Origin of the sequence: Thermomonospora sp. CIF 1 (assembly GCF_001896795.1) — a bacterium.
Taxonomy (GTDB): Bacteria; Actinomycetota; Actinomycetes; order Streptosporangiales; family Streptosporangiaceae; genus Thermomonospora; species Thermomonospora curvata.
In genome coordinates, this window is sequence record NZ_MOYN02000011.1 from 102,395 (window position 1) to 120,493 (window position 18,099).

The 18,099-nt window shown below is 71.9% G+C and carries 18 protein-coding genes and 1 tRNA gene; 11 read left to right on the forward strand and 8 right to left on the reverse strand.

All coding sequences use genetic code 11. From position 1 onward, the window contains the following. Positions 1-22: 22 nt before the first annotated feature. A complete protein-coding gene (locus BUE48_RS05095) occupies positions 23-469 on the reverse strand; it encodes a DUF4334 domain-containing protein (RefSeq protein ID WP_012851400.1) in 447 nt (148 codons plus the stop codon). Between the two features lie 47 nt (positions 470-516). Here BUE48_RS05095 and BUE48_RS05100 point away from each other — a divergent pair, with 47 nt between their 5' ends. Both BUE48_RS05100 and BUE48_RS05105 read left to right on the forward strand, forming a co-directional pair. Then, on the forward strand, positions 517-1,278 hold the full coding sequence (locus tag BUE48_RS05100) for a helical backbone metal receptor (protein WP_012851401.1): 762 nt from the start codon (positions 517-519) through the stop codon (positions 1,276-1,278). After that, complete coding sequence (locus BUE48_RS05105; protein ID WP_012851402.1) at positions 1,275-2,363, forward strand: NAD(P)-dependent alcohol dehydrogenase; 1,089 nt, start codon at positions 1,275-1,277, stop codon at positions 2,361-2,363. The genes BUE48_RS05100 and BUE48_RS05105 overlap by 4 nt, the downstream gene beginning before the upstream one ends. A 4-nt stretch (positions 2,364-2,367) precedes the next feature. On the opposite strand, the gene BUE48_RS05110 is transcribed toward BUE48_RS05105, so the two are convergent. Genes BUE48_RS05110 through BUE48_RS05120 form a run of 3 tightly spaced genes read right to left on the reverse strand, consistent with a single transcriptional unit; the run spans position 2,368 to position 5,097 of the window. Beyond that, positions 2,368-3,243 carry an ABC transporter permease gene (locus BUE48_RS05110; protein WP_012851403.1) on the reverse strand — a complete coding sequence of 292 codons (876 nt, stop codon included), beginning with the start codon at positions 3,241-3,243 and terminating at the stop codon, positions 2,368-2,370. Then, positions 3,233-4,051, reverse strand: coding sequence for an ABC transporter ATP-binding protein (locus BUE48_RS05115; RefSeq protein ID WP_012851404.1), 819 nt, complete (start codon positions 4,049-4,051; stop codon positions 3,233-3,235). The genes BUE48_RS05110 and BUE48_RS05115 overlap by 11 nt, the downstream gene beginning before the upstream one ends. Continuing rightward, the gene (locus tag BUE48_RS05120) at positions 4,048-5,097 is read right to left on the reverse strand and encodes an ABC transporter substrate-binding protein (RefSeq protein WP_286989101.1); all 1,050 of its coding nucleotides are present in this window, start codon (positions 5,095-5,097) and stop codon (positions 4,048-4,050) included. The genes BUE48_RS05115 and BUE48_RS05120 overlap by 4 nt, the downstream gene beginning before the upstream one ends. A gap of 218 nt (positions 5,098-5,315) precedes the next feature. Here BUE48_RS05120 and eno point away from each other — a divergent pair, with 218 nt between their 5' ends. The 9 genes from eno to BUE48_RS05165 all read left to right on the forward strand — a co-directional run bounded on the left by eno (position 5,316) and on the right by BUE48_RS05165 (position 13,419). After that, entirely contained in the window at positions 5,316-6,608 is a 1,293-nt protein-coding gene (gene eno / locus BUE48_RS05125) for a phosphopyruvate hydratase (RefSeq protein ID WP_012851406.1), read from the forward strand. 10 nt (positions 6,609-6,618) lie between these two features. After that, entirely contained in the window at positions 6,619-7,041 is a 423-nt protein-coding gene (locus tag BUE48_RS05130) for an FtsB family cell division protein (RefSeq protein ID WP_012851407.1), read from the forward strand. A gap of 22 nt (positions 7,042-7,063) precedes the next feature. Then, the gene (locus BUE48_RS05135; RefSeq protein ID WP_012851408.1) at positions 7,064-7,612 is read left to right on the forward strand and encodes a DUF501 domain-containing protein; all 549 of its coding nucleotides are present in this window, start codon (positions 7,064-7,066) and stop codon (positions 7,610-7,612) included. Then, positions 7,609-8,535 (forward strand): Ppx/GppA phosphatase family protein, encoded by a 927-nt coding sequence (locus BUE48_RS05140; RefSeq protein ID WP_012851409.1) that lies wholly within the window; start codon positions 7,609-7,611, stop codon positions 8,533-8,535. Before BUE48_RS05135 ends, BUE48_RS05140 begins: the two co-directional genes overlap by 4 nt. Then, on the forward strand, positions 8,532-9,437 hold the full coding sequence (locus BUE48_RS05145; RefSeq protein WP_012851410.1) for a uracil-DNA glycosylase: 906 nt from the start codon (positions 8,532-8,534) through the stop codon (positions 9,435-9,437). Before BUE48_RS05140 ends, BUE48_RS05145 begins: the two co-directional genes overlap by 4 nt. A gap of 152 nt (positions 9,438-9,589) precedes the next feature. Beyond that, a complete protein-coding gene (locus BUE48_RS05150; RefSeq protein WP_041440933.1) occupies positions 9,590-10,954 on the forward strand; it encodes an NAD(P)/FAD-dependent oxidoreductase in 1,365 nt (454 codons plus the stop codon). Positions 10,955-10,972: 18 nt separating this feature from the next. Continuing rightward, entirely contained in the window at positions 10,973-12,250 is a 1,278-nt protein-coding gene (locus tag BUE48_RS05155) for a class I SAM-dependent methyltransferase (protein WP_286989106.1), read from the forward strand. Between the two features lie 211 nt (positions 12,251-12,461). Beyond that, positions 12,462-12,539: transfer RNA gene (locus BUE48_RS05160), tRNA-Leu, on the forward strand. A 94-nt stretch (positions 12,540-12,633) separates the two neighbouring features. Beyond that, positions 12,634-13,419, forward strand: coding sequence for a Bax inhibitor-1/YccA family protein (locus tag BUE48_RS05165; protein ID WP_012851413.1), 786 nt, complete (start codon positions 12,634-12,636; stop codon positions 13,417-13,419). A 285-nt stretch (positions 13,420-13,704) separates the two neighbouring features. Here the strand turns inward: BUE48_RS05165 and BUE48_RS05170 are convergent, their stop codons facing one another. The 4 genes from BUE48_RS05170 to BUE48_RS05185 form a co-directional block, all read right to left on the reverse strand. After that, positions 13,705-13,929 carry a DUF4287 domain-containing protein gene (locus BUE48_RS05170; RefSeq protein ID WP_012851414.1) on the reverse strand — a complete coding sequence of 75 codons (225 nt, stop codon included), beginning with the start codon at positions 13,927-13,929 and terminating at the stop codon, positions 13,705-13,707. A gap of 184 nt (positions 13,930-14,113) precedes the next feature. Next, positions 14,114-15,334 (reverse strand): acetyl-CoA C-acetyltransferase, encoded by a 1,221-nt coding sequence (locus tag BUE48_RS05175; protein ID WP_012851415.1) that lies wholly within the window; start codon positions 15,332-15,334, stop codon positions 14,114-14,116. 166 nt (positions 15,335-15,500) lie between these two features. Further along, the gene (locus tag BUE48_RS05180; RefSeq protein ID WP_286989109.1) at positions 15,501-16,841 is read right to left on the reverse strand and encodes an outer membrane protein assembly factor BamB family protein; all 1,341 of its coding nucleotides are present in this window, start codon (positions 16,839-16,841) and stop codon (positions 15,501-15,503) included. A 138-nt stretch (positions 16,842-16,979) separates the two neighbouring features. Then, the gene (locus BUE48_RS05185; RefSeq protein ID WP_012851417.1) at positions 16,980-18,011 is read right to left on the reverse strand and encodes an SGNH/GDSL hydrolase family protein; all 1,032 of its coding nucleotides are present in this window, start codon (positions 18,009-18,011) and stop codon (positions 16,980-16,982) included. Positions 18,012-18,099: the final 88 nt, after the last annotated feature.

Below are 18,099 nucleotides of genomic sequence, written 5' to 3' on the forward strand. Positions count from 1 at the left end.
GATCGGTGAGCGTCCGGTGCGCTCAGCGTTCCCGGGTGAGGTGGAAGTAGAGGATGTCGGGCTGGCCCTTGGCGTCCATGGCGCCGACCACCATGTCGTCGTTGACCCGCCGGAAGTGGTCGATGATGGGCTGCTTGTCGTAGATCATGGCCGCCGAGACCGTGCCGCGCAGGGCGACCTCGCGCAGCCGGGCCAGCCCGAGCTTCTCGTAGGAGTAGATCGAGCCGTCGGGGGAGCGGCACAGCAGCGGCTCGACGTGGTCGCGGTCGATGAACCGCTTGCCGTACCAGTTCATCCCCAGCAGCATCCCCGCCAGCGCGTCGCCCCGGTCGAAGATGCCGCCCCGCCAGGTGCCGAGCATGAAGTCCACCGGCACGGGGGCCAGCCGGTCGTACAGTTCCTCCACGGTGGCCCGGTCGCACTCGTCGCCGGACGCGATGATCTTGGCAAGGCGCTGTTCCGCATCCATGGGGCGACACTAGAATCAGATTCGGTTTAAGGTCAACCGGGAGAGACATGCGGGACGACACCGGGGCCGTGGTGCCCGTACCCGAGCGGGTGCGACGCGTGGTGTCGCTGGTGCCCTCGCTCACCGAGACCGTGGCCGCCAGCGACCCGGCCCTGCTGATCGGCGCCACCGACTGGTGCGACCACCCGCCGGACCTGCAGGTCACCCGGGTGCGCGGCACCAAGAACCCCGACATCGAGCTCATCAAGGCGCTGCGCCCCGACCTGGTGCTGGCCAACGAGGAGGAGAACCGGCCCGCCGACCTGGCGGCGCTGCGCGAGGCCGGGCTGCCGGTGTGGGTCACCGTCGTCCGCACCGTGGATCAGGCGCTGGTCTCGCTGCGCCGCCTCCTCACCGAGGCCTGCCGGCTGCCCGTCCCGTCCTGGCTGGAGGAGGCCCGGCGGGTCTGGGCGGCGCTGCCGGAGCCGCCGCGGCGGCGCAGCGCGGTCATCCCGGTGTGGCGGCGGCCGTGGATGGTGGTGGGCCGTGACACCTTCGCCGGGGACGTGCTGGCCCGCCTCGGCGTGGACAACCTCTATGCCGGCCATCCCGAGCGCTACCCCAAGGTCGCCCTGGAGGAGCTGGTGGCCTCCGGCCCCGACCTGGTGGTGCTGCCGGACGAGCCCTACCGCTTCCATGCCGCCGACGGCCCGGAGAGCTTCCCCGGCATCCCCTGCGCCCTGGTCAGCGGGCGTCACCTGACCTGGTACGGCCCGTCGCTGGCGAGCGCGCCGCAGGTGCTGGGCGCCCAGCTGGAGGAGACGCCATGAAGATCACCGCCGCCCTGGTGCGCACCCCGGGCGAGCCCCCGCGGCTGGAAGAGGCCGAAGTGACCGACCTGCGCCCCGACGAGGTGCTGGTGCGCATCGTCGCCGCCGGGATCTGCCACACCGACCTGGTGGTGGCCGCCGGGCAGGACCCGGCCGCGCCGCCGCTGGTGCCCGGCCACGAGGGCGCCGGGGTCGTGGAGGCGGTGGGCGAGGACGTCGGCGCGGTGGAGGTCGGCGACCATGTGGTGCTCAGCTACGGCTGGTGCGGGGACTGCGCCAACTGCGTCCGGGGCGCGATGGCCTACTGCGCCGACTTCCTGAAGCTGAACTACTTCGGGACGCGGCCGGACGGCAGCACCGCCCTGAGCCAGGACGGCCGCCCCGTCCGCTCCCACTTCTTCGGCCAGTCGTCGTGGGCGACCTACTCGGTGACCACCGAGCGCAACGTGGTCCGCGTCGACCCGGAGCTGCCGCTGGAGCACCTGGCCCCGCTGGGCTGCGGGGTGCAGACCGGCGCCGGGGCCGTGCTCAACGTGCTCGCCCCCCGCGAGGGCTCGTCCATCGCGATCTTCGGAGCCGGGGCGGTGGGGCTGAGCGCGGTGATGGCCGCCGGGATCGCCGGTTGCGACCCGATCGTGGCGGTCGACCCCGACCCGCGCCGCCGCGCCCTGGCGAGGGAGCTGGGCGCCACCGCCGTCATCGACCCGGCCGAGGGCGACCCGGCGGCGGCGATCGTCGCCCTGACCGGCGGGGTGGACCACGCGGTGGAGTGCGTGGGCCGCCCCGAGGCGGTGCGGGCGGCGGTCGGTGCGCTGACGGCCCCGGGCATGTGCGTCACCCTCGGCTTCCAGGGGACGGCCAACCCCGTCGAGCTGGATCAGCGGCTGCTGATGATGGGTCGGGGGATCCGCGGCTGCATCGAAGGCGACGGCATCCCCCAGCGCTTCATCCCCCGTCTCATCGAGCACTACCGCTCCGGCGAGCTGCCGCTGGAGCGGTTGGTGCGCACCTACCCCTTCACCGACCTGGCGGAGGTGTTCGCCGCCCGCGGCGGCGACGCCGTCAAGCCGGTGCTGGTCTTTTGACCGGCTAGTCGGTCTCGGTGTCCAGCCCCCAGCGGTTGCGCAGCGTCCGGTCGGCCAGCCCGAACAGCTGGTCGATCAGGATGCCGATGATCAAGATCACGATCATGACCGAGATCATCCGGGGGGTGTCGGACAGCTCGCGGGAGTAGTGCAGCAGGGTGCCCACCGACTGGGTGTTATTGATGATCACCAGCAGCTCGCCGGCCATCAGGCTGCGCCAGGCGAACGCCCACCCCTGCTTGAGCCCGGCCACGAAGGACGGCAGCGCGGCGGGGATGATCAGGTGCCGGTACAGGGCCAGCCCGCGCAGCCCCATCACCTTGCCGACCCGCAGCAGGATCGGCGGGGTGTAGTCCACTCCCGCGATCAGCCCGTTGGCGATGGACGGGGCGGCGCCCAGCACCACCACGAACATGATCGCGCTCTCGCTGAGCTTGAACAGCAGGATGGCCAGCGGGAACCAGGCGATCGACGGCATGGTCTGCAGCCCGGTGATCAGCGACCCGAAGGCCCGGCGCAGGATCCGCGACTGGGACACCAGCGAGCCGATCACCACGCCGATCACGATGGCCACCGCGAACCCGACCAGCGCCCGCCGCATGGTCAGCCCGACGGCCGCCCAGAAGCCGCCCTCGCTGACCACGTTCCAGAACTCCGGCAGCACATCGCGCGGGCCGGGCAGCACCCAGGGCTCCTTCCAGCCGCTGAGCACCACCAGCTCCCAGACGCCGAGCGCGATCGCCACCGCGGCCAGCATCGGCCACAGCGCCGACCAGGCCCTGGCCAGCGGGCTGCGCCGGGCCCCACTCGCCAGCTCCAGCGCGTCCAGCCCGGCCAGCTGCCGGTCCAGGTCGGGGGATTTGCGGGTTTCAAGAGCCATGGCGGCTGACCTCCTCGCGCAGCCGGTCGGTGATGGTGGCGGCCAGCGCGGCGACCTCGGGGGAGTCGATGCGGCGGGGGCGCTCCAAGGTCACCGGGAACTCCTCCACCACCCGGCCGGGACGGCTGCTGAGCAGCACCACCCGGTCGCCCAGCCGCACCGCCTCGCGGACGTTGTGGGTGACGAACAGCACCGTCAGGTCGCGCTCGCGCCAGATCCGCTCGATCTCGTCGTGCAGCAGGTCGCGGGTCATCGCGTCCAGCGCGCCGAACGGCTCGTCCATCAGCAGCACGGTGCCCTTGCCGTCGTCGTGGTTTTCGTCCGGCACCGTCAGCGCCAGCGCGCGGGCCAGGGCGACGCGCTGGCGCATGCCGCCCGACAGCTGGTGCGGCCGCTTTTTCTCAAAGCCGCTCAGGTGCACCGAGGCCAGCAGCTCGGCGGCGCGCTTGCGGCGCTGGGCCTTGGGGACGCCGCGCTGGCGCAACGCCAGCTCCAGGTTGCCGCTGACGGTCAGCCACGGGAACAGCGCCGGCTCCTGGAACATCAGCGCCACCCGGGCGCCACCGGTGTCGATGGTGCCGGCGGTGGGCTTGTCCAGGTCGGCCACCAGGTTGAGCAGGGTGCTCTTGCCGCACCCCGAGGCCCCCAGCAGGCAGACGAACTCGCCGGGAGCCACCTGCAGGGAGACGTTGTCCAGCGCCAGCAGCGCCGCGTTACCGGAACCGAATGCTTTGGAGACGCCACTGAGCCGGACCGCGACGGCGTCCGCCGCGGCCCGGCTCGAGGCGGCCGTAGTGGCCTGGCTCATTGCGCGTTGACCTGAGCCTTTCCGCTCGCCTTGAGCACTTCGTTGAGGATGGTGAGGTCGTAGATGCCGTTCAGGTCCACCGGCTCCAGCAATCCCACGGCCTCGGCGTTCTTGGCGCCGGTGATCAGCGAGGAGGCCACCGGGTCGGTGGTGAAGGTGATGTTCTTGAAGGAGGCGTCGAGCACCTCGTCCGCCAGCGGCTTGCCGGCCAGCTTGGTGAGCTGGTTGTTCACCGACTTCTTGGCCTCGTCGGGGTTGGCGTTGATGAAGTCGATGGACTCGACGGTGGCCTCGACCAGCTTGCGGACCGTCTCGGGGTTCTCCTTGAGGAAGTCGGTCCGCACGATCAGGTGGGTCACCACGAACTTGCCGTCCGGCCACAGGTCCTTCTCGTCCACCAGGACCTTGGCGCCGGCCTCCACCACCAGGCGGGAGGCGTGCGGCTCGGGCACCCAGGCGCCGTCGATGACGCCCTGCTTGAAGGTCTCGATGGTCTGGGAGTTGTCCTGCGGGACGATGCTGATGTCGCCGCTGCCGTCCTTGTTGACGGTGAAGCCCTTGGACTTGAAGTAGGAGCGGGCCGCCACGTCCTGGGTGTTGCCCAGCTGCGGGGTGGCGACCTTCTTGCCCTTGAGGTCCTCCAGGGACTTGATCTCGGGCTTGACCACCAGCATGGCCCCGCCGGAGGCCGCCCCAGAGATGATCTTGATGCCCTGGCCCTTGGACTGCGACCAGGCGTTGATGGCCGGGTTGGGTCCGATGAAGGTGGCGTCGATGCCCTTGGCGAACAGCGCCTCCACCGCCGAGGGACCGGCGTTGAAGGTGGCGGTCTTGGGAGCGACGCCCAGGTGCTTGGCGAAGATCCCCTTGTCCACGCCGACCAGCGCCGGCGCGTGGGTGACGTTCGGGAAGAAGCCGAGCTTGAGCTCCTTGGCCCCTCCGGCGCCCCCCTCCTCGGAGTCGCCGCCGCAGGCCGCCAGCGCCCCCGTGGCGGCGAACAAGATGAGGGCGGCGGCGACGGCGCGCCGTTTCAAACTGTGTAGCATTGGCCAGATTCCCTACTAATCATGTTGGTTTGCTCAGGCGGATAGTAGACAATGCCGATAGAGATTGGTCAAGTCGCTCGCCGGATACGGGCCGATAACACCGATTCGCTGGCCGAAGTCCGCCATGCCGCAAGGCGGCGTGCCAGTTGGGCGCGCCGGATGCGCCCCCGATAGGCTCTGTGGCAGAACAGCTCAGCCGTCACCACAGGGAGTGATCCGTGTCCTCGATCGAGGCAGTGTTCGCTCGGGAGATCCTCGACTCCCGCGGAAACCCCACCGTCGAGGTCGAGGTGCTGCTCGACGACGGAACCGAGGCCCGGGCCGCGGTGCCGTCCGGCGCCTCCACCGGCCAGTTCGAGGCCGTTGAGCTGCGCGACGGCGGCAAGCGCTACGGCGGCAAGGGCGTGGAGAAGGCCGTCAGGTCCGTCAACGAGATCATCGACGACGTCGAGCAGGGGCTGATCGGCTACCAGGCCAGCGACCAGCGGGTGATCGACCAGAAGCTGATCGAACTGGACGGCACGCCCGACAAGTCCAAGCTCGGCGCCAACGCCATCCTGGGAGTCTCCCTGGCGGTGGCCAAGGCCGCGGCCGAATCGGCCGATCTGCCGCTGTTCCAGTACGTCGGCGGGCCCAACGCGCACCTGCTGCCGGTGCCGATGATGAACATCCTCAACGGCGGGGCGCACGCCGACACCAACGTCGACATCCAGGAATTCATGATCGCCCCGATCGGGGCGCCCACCTTCCGCGAGGCGCTGCGCTGGGGCGCGGAGGTCTACCACGCGCTCAAGTCGGTGCTCAAGGGCCGGGGCCTGGCCACCGGGCTGGGCGACGAGGGCGGCTTCGCCCCCGAGCTGCCCAGCAACCGCGACGCGCTGGACCTGATCATGGAGGCCATCCGGCAGGCCGGCTTCACCCCCGGCTCGGATGTGGCGCTGGCGCTGGACGTGGCCGCCAGCGAGTTCTGCTCCGACGGCGTCTACGCCTTCGAAGGCGGCAAGCGCAGCGCCGAGGAGATGACCGCCTACTACAGCGAGCTGGCCGACGCCTACCCGCTGCTGTCCATCGAGGACCCCCTGGACGAAGAGGACTGGGACGGCTGGAAGGCGCTGACCGACACGCTGGGCGGCAAGCTCCAGCTCGTCGGCGACGACCTGTTCGTCACCAACCCCGAGCGGCTGGGCCGCGGCATCAAGGCCGGCGTCGCCAACGCCCTGCTGGTCAAGGTCAACCAGATCGGCACCCTCACCGAGACGCTGGACGCGGTGGCGCTGGCCCACACCAACGGCTACCGCTGCATGATGAGCCACCGCTCCGGCGAGACCGAGGACACCACCATCGCCGACCTGGCGGTGGCCACCAACTGCGGCCAGATCAAGACCGGCGCCCCGGCCCGCAGCGACCGGGTGGCCAAGTACAACCAGTTGCTGCGCATCGAGGAACTGCTCGGCGACGCCGCCCGCTACGCCGGCGCCGCGGCGTTCCCGCGCTTTGCCTGGAAGGGCTGACCGGCCCGCCGTGCCGGGCAAACCCGCTCCGCCCAGGGCCGCCGGGCGCCCCAGGCCCCGGCGGCCCGGCGGCCACCTGACCGGCCGGGCCGCCATCTTGGCGCTGGTGCTGTGCGCCATCGCGCTGACGCTGGCCTACCCCGTCCGCGAGTACATCGCCCAGCGCCAGGAGATCGCCCAGCTGCGCAACCAGGAACGCCTGGTCCGCCGGCAGGTGCAGCAGCTGGCCGAGCACAAGCGGCGCCTGGCCGATGAGAACTACATCAAGCAGGAGGCCCGGCGGCGGCTGCACTACTGCATGCCCGAAGAGAAATGCTTCGTGGTGCTCGACGGCGGCACCGAGGGCGACCGGCCGCAGCAGGCCGGCCCGCCGCGCAGGCCGCCGTGGTACGAGACGCTGTGGCGGTCGGTGCAGACCGCCGACAGTCCCTGAGCGAAGGCCGACCGAGGGGCCGATGGGTGAAGAGAACGTGACCGAACGAGGCGGGAGAAAGCCCGTGGCGCCCGCCGACCTGGCCGCCGTCGCCGCGCAACTGGGCCGGCGGCCGCGCGGGGTGCGCGCGGTGGCCCACCGCTGCCCGTGCGGCCTGCCCGACGTGATCGAAACCGCCCCCCGGCTGCCCGACGGCACGCCCTTCCCCACCTTGTTCTATCTGACCTGTCCCAAGGCGGCCTCGGCCATCGGCACGCTGGAGGGCAGCGGGCTGATGCGGCAGATGACCGAGGAACTGTCCCGCGACAGCGAACTGGCCGCCCGCTACCGCGCCGCCCACGAGGACTACCTGCGCCGCCGGGACGAGGCGGCGCGCGCCGAGGGCCTGCAGCCGCTCCCGCCGGGCACCCAGAGCGCCGGCGGCATGCCCGAGCGGGTCAAGTGCCTGCACGCCCTGGTCGCCCATGAACTGGCCGTGCCGGGCGTCAACCCCTTCGGCCGGCGGGCCCTGGACGCCCTGCCCGAATGGTGGCGCGGCGGGCCGTGTGTGCAGATCGAGGAGAGCCGATGACCCGGGTGGCCGCCGTGGACTGCGGCACCAACTCCGTCCGCCTGCTGATCGCCGACATCGACGGCGACCGCCTGACCGACCTGGAGCGCCGGATGGAGATCGTCCGGCTGGGGCAGGGGGTGGACCGGACCGGCCGACTGGCGCCCGAGGCGCTGGAGCGCACCTTCACCGCCATGCGCAGCTACGCCAAGCTCATCGACCAGCACGGCGCCGGCCCGGTGCGGGTGGTGGCCACCAGCGCCACCCGGGACGCCGCCAACCGGGACGACTTCGTCGCCGGGGTGGTGGAGATCTTCGGCGTGGAACCGGAGGTCATCACCGGCCGGGAGGAGGCCGAGCTGTCCTTCACGGGCGCCACCCGCGAGCTGGCCGCGCTGCGCCCGCCCCGCCCCTACCTGGTGGTGGACATCGGCGGCGGCTCCACCGAGTTCGTGCTGGGCTCCGCCAACGTCCAGGCGGCCCGCTCGGTGGACATCGGGTGCGTGCGGATGACCGAACGGCACGTGCGCACCGAAGGCGGCGCCCCGCCCAGCCCCGAGCAGGTCGCCGCCGCGGTGGCCGACATCGACGCCGCGCTGGAGACCGTCCGCCACAGCGTGCCGGTGGACGAGGCACGCACCCTGGTGGGCCTGGCCGGCTCGGTGACCACCGTCGCCGGCATCGCGCTCGGGTTGGAGACCTACGACTCGGCGCGCATCCACCTGTCCCGCATCACCGCCGCGCAGGTCCACGACATCACCCGCCGGCTGCTGCGCATGACCCACGACGAGCGGGCGGCGATCGGCGTCATGCACCCCGGCCGGGTGGACGTGATCGGCATGGGCGCGCTGATCCTGGACCGCATCATGCGCGAGTACGGCTTCGGCGCGGTCGTGGTCAGCGAACACGACATCCTCGACGGCATCGCCTGGTCGCTGGTGTGACCGCCTCCAACGCCCCCTTCGTGCCGCCGGGCACCGGCTGGCCCGGCGACCCGGCGACGCCGCGCACCCCCGTCGCCGGCACCCCGCAGCAGGTGCGGGAACTGGCCGACCAGGCGCCGACGCTGCAGGAGCTGTGCGCCCGCCAGTCGGTGTGCCGGGCCTGCCCCCGGCTGGTGGACTGGCGCGAGCAGGTGGCGCTCCGGCGGCGGCGGGCGTTCGCCGACCAGCAGTACTGGGGACGTCCCGTCCCCGGCTGGGGGCAGGAGCGGCCGCGGCTGCTGATCGTGGGGCTGGCCCCGGCCGCGCACGGCGGCAACCGCACCGGGCGGATCTTCACCGGGGACCGCAGCGGCGACTGGCTGTTCGCCTCGCTGCACCGCACCGGGCTGGCGGAACTGCCCACCAGCGTCCACGCCGGAGACGGCCAGCGCCTGCCGGACGCGCGGATGGTGGCCACGGTGCGCTGCGCCCCGCCCGCCAACAAGCCCACCCCGGCCGAGCGCACCACCTGCCTGCCCTGGCTGGAACGCGAGGTCGCGCTGGTGGCGCCGTGGGTGCGCGTGATCGTGGCGCTGGGCGGATACGCCTGGCAGGGCCTGTGGCCGGTGCTGCGGCAGGTCGGCTACCGGATTCCCCGGCCGCGTCCGGCGTTCGGCCACGGCGTGGAAGTGGAGCTGGGGCCGCCCGCGGCGGCGGGGCCCGAGCCGGTGACGCTGCTGGGCTGCTACCACCCCAGCCAGCAGAACACCTTCACCGGGCGGGTCACCGAAGAGATGCTGGATGCGGTGTTCACCCGCGCCCGCGATCTGGCGGGACCGCCGCAGCGCGGCGGAAGGGAGCCGGTGGCGGGGTCAGGGCCGTGCTCAGCGGTGGACACCGCTGAGGCCCCCGTCGGGCCCTGACCCGCCGGCTTCCCCCGTCGTCAGATGAGATGCACCGGCGGCCGCCGTGGTTCATGCCGCTCGCAAGTTTTCTCAGGAAATTTCCGTCACCGGCGTCGCAGCGGTCCCGCCGGGCCGGGTGAGGGCGGCCGATGCGGGGGTACCGCACCCCCATGCCTGCTACGAGTGCGCACAAGACCATCCGGGTGCTGATCGTCGGCGGCGGCTATGTCGGCATGTTCACGGCGTTGCGCCTGCAGCGCCGGCTGCGCCGCCAGATCGCCGCCGGCCGCGTGCACATCACCGTCGTCGACCCCCAGTCCTACATGACCTACCAGCCGTTCCTGCCCGAGGCGGCGGCCGGCAACCTCGAGCCGCGGCATGTGGTCGTCCCGCTGCGCCGGGTGCTGCACCGCTGCACCATCCTCAACGGCCACGTGGTGCGGATCGACCATGCCGCGCGGCGGGCCGTGGTCCGGGTGGTGGGCGCCGAGCTGCTGGCGGACGGCGAACGGCAGGTGCCCTACGACAAGCTCGTGGTGGCGGCCGGCTCGGTCTCCCGGACGCTGCCGATCCCCGGGCTGGCCGAGTGCGGCATCGGCTTCAAAAGCCTGGGAGAGGCCATCTACCTGCGCAACCACGTGCTGGCCCAGATGGACATCGCCGCCTCCACCGCGGATGCGGCCGCCCGGCGCCGGGCGCTGACGTTCGTGTTCGTCGGCGGCGGCTACGCCGGGATCGAGGCGCTGGCCGAACTGGAGGACATGGCCCGCGACGCCTGCAAGTGGTACCCCGACATCGAACCGGGCGACATGCGCTGGGTCCTGGTCGAGGCCTCCGGGCGGATCCTGCCGGAGGTCGGCGAGGAGATGGGGGTGTGGACGCTGGAGACGCTGCGGCGCCGCGGCATCGAGATCAAGCTGAACACCCTGCTGAAGTCCGCCGAGGGCGGTCACATCGTGCTCAGCGACGGCCAGGAGTTCGACGCCGGCACGCTGGTGTGGACCGCCGGGGTCAAACCCAACCCGCTGGTGGCCGACACCGACCTGCCGGCCGACGAGAAGGGACGCGTCAAGGTCACCGCCGACCTGGTGGTCGAGGGCACCCGCGACGCCTATGCGGCCGGGGATGTGGCGGCGGTGCCCGACTTGACCAGGCCGGGGGAGCTGTGCGGGCCCAGCGCCCAGCACGCGCTCCGGCAGGCCCGCCGCCTGGCCGACAACCTCATCGCCGACCTGCGGGGCAGGCCGCGCATCCCCTACCGGCACGCCTACGCCGGATCGGTGGCCGGCCTGGGGCTGCGCAAGGGTGTGGCGAACGTCTACGGCGTCAAGCTCAGGGGGTTCCCTGCCTGGTTCCTGCATCGGACATACCATCTGTCTCGTATGCCGACGGTCAACCGCAAGGTCAGGGTGACCGCGGACTGGACGCTCGCGATGTTCTTCCGCCGGGAGATCATCTCCACCGGGGAGATGCACCGTCCGCGGCAGGAGTTCCAGGCGGCGGCGGGGCGGCGCGAGGCGTCGCTACGACGATGACGGGAGGGTGGCTTGGGCATGCAGGAAGGTGTCGCCGTACGACTCGCTCCGTTGCTGGTCAAGATCATGCTGGGTGCGGAGCAGGCCGCCGGCGACGTGCATGCCGCGGCCGCCAGGCTGCCGATCAGAGTGCGGGCCTGGGACGGCAGCGCGATCGGGCCCGCCACGGCTCCCACGTTCGTGATCCGGCACCGCAGGGCGCTGCGCCGGCTGCTGTGGAAGCCCGGCGAGATGGGCCTGGTCCGCGCCTACGTGGCCGGTGAGCTGGACATCGAGGGCGACATCTTCGCCGCGCTGGGCGCCGTCCAGCAGGTGATGCGCCGCGGGGACGAGCCGATCCGGCTCAGCAGCGACGACAAGCGCGAGATCGTGCGCACCGCGGTGATGCTCGGGGCGGTCGGCCCCGAGCCCAAGCCGCCGGCCGAGGAGTTCCCCACCGGGCGGCACGCCGGGGAGGTCACCGGTCCTTTCGGGGAGTCGGCGGACTTCTTCCGGCTGCTGCTGGGGGAGAGCATGGCCTATTGCTGCGGCGACTGGGACGGCGCGGCGGACCTGGAGGACGCCCAGCGCGCGATGCGCGAGTCCGTCGTCGAGCGGCTGGGCCTGTTCCCCGGGGCGCGGGTGCTGGACCTGAACTGCGGCTGGGGCTCGTTCGCCTTCCACGCCGCCGCCAAGGAATCGGTGCGCGTGGTCGGTCTCACCCGTTCCCGCGCCCAGGCCGACCATGTGCGGCGCCGGGCCGAGGAGGAGGGGCTGGTGGACCGGGTGGAGCCGCGGGTGGGCGACCTGGCGGTGGCCGGCGAGGGCCCCTATGACGTGATCGTGGGTCTGGGGGGCGCCGAGCTGGGCGGCGGGATCGGCTCGGCCGCGCTGCCGGCGGCCCGGCTGCAGCGGCTGCTGGCCCCCGGCGGGCGGCTGCTGGTGCAGCAGACCCTGCGGCGGCCGGGGCGGCACCATGCGCGCCGCACGTTCACCACCAGCTACATGTTCCCCGAGGACGGCGAGCTGCACCCGCTGGGCGAGGTGGTCTCGGCGCTGGAGGAGGCCGGGCTGGAGGTGCGCACGGTCACCGCGCTGCGCGAGCACTACGCCCGGACGCTGCGGTCGTGGGCCGACAACCTGCGCCGGCACTGGAGTGAGTGCGGGAGGCTGGCCACTCCGGGGCGGGCCCGGGTGTGGCTGCTTTACCTGGCGGCTTCCGCGCTGGCCTGCGAGAGCGGCCGGATCGGGATGCACGAGATCTATGCGGTCCGCCGTGATCACGGCGGGGCCGCGCACCCGGCGCCCACCCCGTGACCTTCGGCGGCGCGGTTGCCGAAGGCATGCATTGGAACCGGTGCCGATAAAAACTCATTGTGTCTTGTCAGTGCCTCGGTGAACGGCACCCGGGTGAATTGGGGGGACTTGCCGGACTTTTGGAAATAGCTGGTCCTGGAATAGGCAAAAGCCGGTCTCGGTCCAATATCGGAGCGCTTTTCTTTCCCGGTGACTTCGGTAGGCTGTCGCCGCCCCCGTAGCCCAACCGGGAGAGGCGGGCCCCCTAAAAGGGCCATTGGTGTCGGTTCGAATCCGACCGGGGGCACCAGGCATCGATACCGACCCGTCATGCGCCGGGGAACTATCGGTGACGCGCCGACGTCTACACTGGGCGGAGGACTGTGTAGTTCGGAGGCCAACGTATGGACAGCCGTAACCCCGCCTTCCGGAGGGTTTCCTTCGGACAGCACATGGGTCAGGGGCATGCGCCCAGCCCACAGCTGCTGCACGAGATGTACAACCGGCCGGCCTACACGCCGCCGGCGCAGCGCACGATGACCTACGACGACGTGGTCGTCAAGGGTTTCCTGGCCCTGGGTACGCTGGTGCTGACCGGCGCGTTGACCTGGACGCTGGTGCCGCTGCCGACCGCGATGGCGGTGGCCGTCGTCGCCTTCCTGCTGCAGCTCGGGCTGGGGCTGTTCATCAGCTTCACCCAGAAGGCCAACGCCCCGCTGGTGCTGGCGTTCTCCGCGCTGTACGGCGTGGGCATCGGGGCGATCAGCCACTTCTTTGAGACGCTTTACCACGGGATCGTCCTGCAGGCCGTCATCGGCACCGCCCTGGCCTTCGGGGGGATGCTGGCGGTGCACTCGCTGCGCATCATCCGGGTGACCCCCAAGCTCACCCGGTTCGTCGTGGCGGCCGGTTTCGCCATGCTCGGCCTGATGCTGATCAACCTGGTGGTCGCGCTGTTCAACGACACCGGGATCGGCATCCGCAGCGACGGTCCGCTGGGCATCGCCTTCAGCGTGGTGGCGATCCTGCTGGGCTGCTTCTTCCTGCTGCTGGACTTCGACACCATCGAGCAGGGCGTGCAGGCCGGCGCCCCGGAGAAGTTCGCCTGGTACTGCGCCTTCGCGCTGGTGTTGAGCCTGGTGTGGATCTACCTGGAGCTGCTGCGGCTGCTGTCGTACTTCCGCGAGTAGCCCGCACCCGCGTGCTGCACATGACGATCGGCCCTCACCGGAGCACCGGCGGGGGCCGATCGGTGTTTTCAGGGCCGGTGAGTGTCGTCGGATGGGCTCCGCGCCGGTCCGCAGCAAACGGGAACGGCGGCCGGAGCGGGTTCGGTGAACCTTTTCAACGCGACGTCCCCGCAGGCGGGGACGGGGCCTCGGAGTCAGGAGAGAGGCCGTGACCTGCGATGTCATGACCTCGGATGCCGCCTGAGCTCCCGTCTCCGGTGCCCGCGAGCACGTGCTGAAAAGGGTTCAGTGGCGCATGCGGCGGGTGCGCTCGTGTTCGCGGACGAGGGCGGAAGCGTAGCCGTGCGAGATGCCGTGCTCGTCGGCCAGCCAGTGCGAGCGTTCCTCATAGCGCAGGAACGCCGGCCCGTTCTCGATCGTCTCGAACCACTCGGGCAGGTCACGTCCCGTGACCTCGGGGATGCGCGCGAGGAGCTTGCTGTGCGTTTCCGGCGAGTGGTTCAGTGACATCGGCACCTCCAGGTCGCGGGGGCTCTTCCTGCGACTGTGCAACACGACCTGGAAAGTGACAACCCCTCAACGAGGACCTATCCGCCTCGTAACGTAGATCATTTTTTGGGAATGCCGCAGGCGGCCCGCGCAGGTGACGCGGGCCGCCTGAGAAAACACCGTCACGGGCGAGGCGGAAACGGCCTCAGCTCAGGCGCTCCAGGATCATCGCCATGCCCTGGCCGCCGCCCACGCACATGGTCTCCAGCCCGAACTGCTTGTCGTGGAAGCGCAGGCTGTTGATCAGCGTGGTGGTGATGCGGGCGCCGGTCATCCCGAACGGGTGGCCGATGGCGATGGCGCCGCCGTTGACGTTCAGCTTGTCGTAGTCGATGCCCAGGTCCTCCACGCAGGGGATCACCTGGGCGGCGAACGCCTCGTTGATCTCCACCAGGTCGATGTCGTCGATGGTCATCCCGGCCTTGGCCAGCGCCCGCCGGGTGGCCTCCACCGGGCCCAACCCCATGATCTCCGGCGACAGCGCCGAGACCCCGGTGGCCACGATCCGGGCCAGCGGGGTGATGCCCAGCTCGGCGGCCTTGGTGTCGCTCATGATGACCAGGGCGGCGGCGCCGTCGTTGAGCGGGCAGCAGTTGCCGGCGGTCACCGTGCCGTCGGGGCGGAAGGACGGCTTCAGCTCGGCCAGCTTCTCCAGGGTGGTGCCGGGCCGGGGCCCGTCGTCCTTGGACACGGTGCTGCCGTCGGGCAGGATCGCCGGGGTGATGTCCTGCTCCCAGAACCCGTTCTCCAGCGCCTTGGCGGTGAGCTGCTGGCTGCGCAGGCCGAACTCGTCCTGGGCCTGGCGGGAGATCCCGCGCAGCGAGGCCACGTTCTCGGCGGTCTGGCCCATCGCGATGTAGACGTCGGGAATGTCGCCGTCCTCACGCGGGTCGTGCCAGACGCCGGCCCCGCCCTGGGCGGCCTTGGCGGTGCGCGCCTCGGCCGCGGCGAACAGCTCGTTCTTGGTCCCCTCTGGGCCGTCGCTGGTGCCCTTGACGTAACGGCTGACCATCTCCACCCCGGCCGAGATGATCACGTCGGCCTCCCCGGCCTTGATCGCGTGCAGCGCCATCCGGGTGGTCTGCAGCGAGGAGGCGCAGTAGCGGGTGATCGTGGTGCCGGGCACCTGGTCCCAGCCCAGCAGCACCGCGACCACGCGGGCCATGTTGTAGCCCTGCTCGCCGCCGGGCAGACCGCAGCCCAGCAGCAGGTCGTCGATGTCGTCGGCGCTCAGCTGCGGCACCTTGGCCATCGCGGCGGTGATCATCTGCGCGGTGAGCAGGTCGGCGCGCAGATCCTTCAGTGAACCCTTGAACGCACGCCCGATCGGGGAACGGGCGGTCGAGACGATGACGGCCTCGGGCATTATGGCTCTCCTCATGGTCGGCGACCGGAGGTTACTCACCGGTCAACATGTGCAACTTAGCCGCTCTCGCGGGCACTGGCACATCCCGGGTGGAGGTTCGCCCTTCCCGTCATCTCATAAGCGCCCACTTGCGCAGTTGGGTGAGCAGCCGCAGGCGGCGCGGCGGTCAGCCGTACATTCCCGGAAGCGTCCCGGCGGCGTCGCGGACGGCGTGCAGCGCCCCCTGCTCATCCCGCCATACCCGCCAGCCGTCGAAGACACCGGTGTACCAGGCGGGCGGCGGGCCGGGGTCGCTCACCTTGCGCCCGGTGCCCAGGTCGTAGGCGCACAACGGGGCGATCGGGTAGAAGCCGCGGTGCCCGGCGATGCGCAGCTCGGCGGGGTTGACCGTGCAGAACGACCAGGCGCGCAGCCCGCGCGCGGCCACCGCGGTCCCCTGCCGCAGGTCCACCGCGCTGCCCGGCCTGCCCTGCGACAGAAAGCCCAGCTTGGACAGGTCGGCGGGGAAGGCCAGCCACCAGGCGGCCTTGGGCGCCAGGTCGGCGGCCACCCGTCCGATGGTCCGGCCGGTGCGCGGGTCCAGCCGGGCGAAGTCGCCGTAGCCCCCGCGGGCGTCCACCTCCCTGGTCAGCAGCGCCACCGACGGGCTGGCGCTGGGGTAGACCCGCAGCAGCCGCTTGCGCGTCCACAGCGGCTTGCCGTCGGTCATCCGCAGCCCGAAGAACCCGAACGCCGACAGCGGGCGGCCCTTGGCCTTCTGGTAGGGGGCCAGGTAGCCGACCAGCGTGTTCTCCGTCGCGGTGAACGTCCAGCCGCCGGCCAGGTCCACTCCCGGGCCCACCGCCTGCTCCACCGGGAACGACCACAGCGTCCGGCCCGTGCGCAGCTCGCGGTACTCCAGCGTCGGGCTGCCGGTCATCCGGAACACCACCACGCGCCGGCCGTCGGAGGACTCCACCTCGGCCACCCCGGGGAGCTGCCACAGGACGCGGCCGCTGGACCACTCCAGCGCCACGAACCGGGCGTCGCTTCGATCGGTGGACTCCGACATGCACAGCTGGGGGCCGCAGCGCACCGGGCCGAAGGTGGAGTCCACCGGCCTGCTCCACCGGCGCTCACCGGTCCGCGCGTCCCGCACCACCAGCGTCGCCTTCCCCTGCTCACCGGAGTCTTTGGCGGCGCGCGGTTCCAGGGCGGCCACCACGGGGGAGCGGTCCGGCCCGGCCACCGCCGGCGGCTGCACGCCCATTCCCGGCAGCCGCCCGGCCATCGCCGCCGGCCGCGCCCACCGGCGCTCACCGGTCGCCAGCTCATACACCGCGGTCTCCAGCCGCCCATCGGCCCGCAGCGCGGTGACCGCCGTGACGCCGCTCGCGGTCACCGGACGGCTGACCGCGTTGACCGTGGTGTCCGACCAGGAGGGGACGGACGGGGCGGGCGGGCCGCCGGTTCCGCCGGTTCCGCCGGTGCAGCCGGTGACGCCCAGCAGCATGGCTCCTGTCGCCAAGAGTACGGATTTGTAAGCGAAGGGTAGTCGGCGGTGGGCGTGCAGGACCATGGGGCTGACTCCTGGTGGTCGGCGGGGGCCTTCCTGGTCGGGTGGTTTGCCTGGTCGGGTGGTTCGGTCGGGCGGTGCGGACGGCGGTCAGGCGGCGCCCGCCGGCCCCGGCGCCACCGTGGCCGCCGGCCCGCCGGGCTCCTCGCCGGCCGCCGCGCCGCGGCGCCGCAGCAGGGTGACCCAGCGGCCCCGGGGACCGCGCTCGCGGCCCGCGACCCGGGTGCCGGCCACCTCCATGCCGGGCTCCTCGGCGGCCTCGGCCGCCGCGAGGTAGACGGGCAGGACGCCCACGCCGCGCCCGGGCTCGGGCTCCGCCTCGGCTTCGGGCTCCAGCCCCAGCGCGGCCGCTATCGACGGTAGCAGTGCCATGGCCGCCGCTGCGTAACCTCGCGCAGACGGATGGTAACGATCCGCGGAGAACATCTCCACCGGGTCGGCGGCGAACTCCCGTCCCAGCAGGTCGCCCAGGGAGACCGTGCGGGCGCCCCGCTCCACCGCCACGATGGTCTGCGCCGCGGCCAGCTGCCGGCTGGCCCGCTGGGCGATCCAGCGCAGCGGCTGCATCAGCGGCTTGACCGAGCCCAGGTCCGGGCAGGTGCCGACCACCACCCGGCAGCCGGTGGCCAGCAGCCGCCGCACCGCCTGGTCCAGGTGCCGGACCGACACCGCAGGGGAGATGCGGGCGGTCACGTCATTGGCGCCGATCATGATGACCGCGATGTCGGGACGGGCCGTCAGCGCCTGGGTGACCTGGCCGTCCAGCGCCTCGCTGCGGGAGCCGGAACGTGCCACGTTCGTCAGCCGCACCGGCCGGCCGGCGATCGCCGACAGCCCGGTGGCCAGCAGCGCGCCGGGCGTCTCATCCGGCCGGTGCACGCCCAGCCCGGCCGCGGTGGAGTCGCCCAGCACGGCGAACGAGATCGGCTCGCCCGGCAGGTGGGCCCCGTACAGCCCGTCGGCCACCGGCGGGTCCCCGGTCGGGGTGGCCTGGATGATCCGCCGGGCCAGCTTGGCCTCCACCACCAGCAGACCGAAGGCCAGCCCGCCCAGAGCGGTGATGCCACCGCCCCCGTAGACCGCCGCCGTAGCTATCCGACGCGCCGTCAGAGCCCTCAGCATCGCTCACCCGCCTTGTTTCAGCCAGCCGCGTCGCTCACGCGGTGTAACGAATCCTTGGAGGTCGATCCTCCTGCTCACTGTGGTCGGC